Source organism: Sulfurimonas sp., from assembly GCF_027056685.1.
Lineage (GTDB): Bacteria > Campylobacterota > Campylobacteria > Campylobacterales > Sulfurimonadaceae > Sulfurimonas.
In genome coordinates this window covers 1-851 of sequence record NZ_JALUKE010000174.1, presented here as the reverse complement: position 1 = coordinate 851, position 851 = coordinate 1, and the positions used below count along the sequence as shown (strand labels likewise).

The window sequence follows — 851 nt, the reverse complement described above, 5'->3', positions numbered from 1 at the left end:
CTTTTTTCTCACCAATACCCTTAATACACATTAATTCATCTTTTGAAGCTGTCTGAACATTAATCGCAGACAAAAATGAAAGCGTTAACGCCAACATCACTAGTATTTTTTTCATTTATATTCCTTAGAAAATAGTATATGAGTAAAAAACTCACCCAAAAGTATAGTATAAAGAAGTGTAATAAATGTGATAATATATATAAAAAGAGGTAGCGTTATAAGTAAGTAAAAATAAAAAACCGTAAAGGAAAAAAAAGAAATAAGAAAAAGAAAGAAACTCAAAGAGGCAGCGACCTACATTCCCAATCCAGACAGGATAAGTATTATCGGCGATGGGAGGCTTGACTTCTGGGTTCGGAATGGAGCCAGGTATAACCCTCCCTCTAAGCCCACCTCTAAGAAACATAAATATATTCCGAATATACTTATGTTTCTTAGCTTGTGTAAGCTTTGAGTTAATTAAAGTGTATTGAAGTAGTTCCATAGTTGGAGTCAATACTGGTATGTTAATACATAACATAGTTAAGAGTCTATCGTAATGGTTAAATTGCTAATTAAGGGTTATATGCTTTAAAACATCTTCAAGATAATACTTATTGAGTGTTTACACTTAATAAGGTAGTGTCTTTGAAAGATAAAATAAAAAACAAACGATCTATTAGTACTGGTCAGCTAAACGACTTACATCGATTACACACCCAGCCTATCAACCAAGTAGTCTTCTTGGGATCTTCAGGGATGATTAATCTTGGAGTTGGCTTCCCGCTTAGATGCCTTCAGCGGTTATCTCATCCGAACGTAGCTACCCAACTATGCTCTTGGCAGAACAATTGGTGCACTAGTGGTTCGTT

2 rRNA genes are annotated in these 851 nt (G+C 34.5%); both read right to left on the bottom strand.

Features of this window, described 5'->3' with window-relative positions:
* Positions 1 to 281: 281 nt before the first annotated feature.
* Positions 282 to 397: ribosomal RNA gene (rrf, locus tag MVY38_RS07520) — 5S ribosomal RNA — on the bottom strand.
* Positions 398 to 637: 240 nt separating this feature from the next.
* Positions 638 to 851: ribosomal RNA gene (locus MVY38_RS07515) — 23S ribosomal RNA — on the bottom strand; the annotation flags it as partial.